The organism is Streptomyces atriruber, from assembly GCF_001418325.1.
Lineage (GTDB): Bacteria > Actinomycetota > Actinomycetes > Streptomycetales > Streptomycetaceae > Streptomyces > Streptomyces atriruber.
On record NZ_LIPN01000682.1, the window covers coordinates 1 to 1,561 of the forward strand.

Sequence of the window (1,561 nt, forward strand, 5' to 3'; positions counted from 1 at the left end):
TCCTCCGGCTCCTCCGGCTCCTCCGATTCCTCCGATTCCTCCGGTTCGAGTTCGTCCGGTGGTTCGGACGGTGATTCCAAGGGCGGCAGCCTGGAAGGTACGTGGGTCGCCACGGCCGACGGGAAGCCGCTCGCTCTCGCCGTCACCGGGAAGACCGCGACGCTCCTGGGCGAGGACGTGCTGTGCAACGGCACCGCGGGGGACGCGACCGGCTCGCAGACGATCGACCTCAAGTGCCCGAAGGGCAATGCGGACCGCACGACAGGGCGGGTCGAGTCCGTCAACGGCAAGTCCATGAAGGTCGCCTGGGAAGGCGGAGGCACGGACGAGTTCCTGAAGACGGAGGGCGGCAAGCTGCCCGAGGGGCTGCCGACGGGGCCTCCGCAGTCCTGAAGTCCTTAAGCCCTGAAGTCCTGACGGGGCTCGGCGGATCCGACGCCGCGCGCCAGCGGCCGGTTCGGCTTCGTCGGCCGGGCGGCCCGACCGTATCCAGGGCTTCAACGGGCCGCGGGACCCTCCGGGTTCCGCGGCCCGTCGGCGTCCCGCCGCTTCGTGGCCGAGCCGTCCACCAGCATCGGCGGAGGCGCGGTGTCCAGGGCGTCGGACAGCTCGTCGAGGGTCTCCAGGAGCAGGCCCGCTCCCCTGCGGACCACCCGGTCGGGGACGCCCTCGCCGTCCCACTCGTCCAGAGCGGTGCGGACCGCCTCCCACTTCGGCACCCGGCGTTCGCGCAGCGCCTTCGCGCCCTGCTCCGTCGACTTGCGCAGCGCCTCGGCCAGGCGGGCCGCCGCGGGAACGGGGGTGTCGCCGCGCTCCGGCAGGTGCGCCTCCATGAGCATGGCGACGCGGCCCAGTTGGGCGAGCACCTCCTCCGCGTCGGCGGCCGCGGCGCNNGGCGGCGAGCAGGGCCTCGCGGACGTCGGGGCAGGCCTTGCCCGCGGGGTGGGCGTAGTGGTCGACGACCGCGGCGGCGTACCGGCCGTCGGCGACCAGCCAGTCGGCGAGGCGGGTGCGCAGGCGCGGGGTCTCCCAGGCGGGGTAGAGCGCGTACGCGATCATCGCGAGGACGCCGCCGAGCAGGGTCAGGACGACACGCTCCGGGACGGTCTGCGTCCACTGCTGGCCGCCCATGCCGAGCAGGAACACGACGTACGCGGCCACGCAGGCCTGGGCCGCCACCTGGCCCGTGCGCATCAGCAGGTACATCATCCCGGCGCAGAGCACGGCGAGCACGGCGGAGAGCCCCGTGCCGGGGTCGGCCAGCTGGACGAGGCCCGTGGCGAGCGCGACGCCGACGAGGGTGCCGCCGAAACGGGCGACTGCGCGGGAGTACGTCTGGGAGAAGTCCGGGCGCATCACCATGACCGAGGCCATGGGGGCCCAGTAGCCGTGCCCCAGGGGCAGCCAGTGCCCGAGCAGGTATCCCGCGGCGGCCACCGCGGTGACGCGGATCGCGTGCCGGGTGACCGGCGAGTCATGCCGGAAGTCGGCCCGAACGGCCCGGAGAGCGGCGGGAACCAGCGCGAAGAGGGTGGGCCGGAGGAGGGGGACGGGCTGGGTC

At 74.1% G+C, this 1,561-nt stretch carries 1 protein-coding gene and 2 pseudogenes; 1 reads left to right on the plus strand and 2 read right to left on the minus strand.

Annotated features, from left to right (window positions below; all coding sequences use genetic code 11):
* A partial coding sequence (locus AOK03_RS40020; protein ID WP_055570219.1) for a hypothetical protein occupies positions 1–393 on the plus strand: 393 nt, incomplete at its 5' end.
* Between the two features lie 104 nt (positions 394–497).
* Here AOK03_RS40020 and AOK03_RS44795 read toward each other — a convergent pair.
* Both AOK03_RS44795 and AOK03_RS44800 read right to left on the minus strand, forming a co-directional pair.
* Positions 498–892: pseudogene (locus AOK03_RS44795) on the minus strand (FUSC family protein); the annotation flags it as partial.
* A gap of 2 nt (positions 893–894) precedes the next feature.
* Positions 895–1,561, minus strand: a pseudogene (locus AOK03_RS44800) (FUSC family protein); the annotation flags it as partial.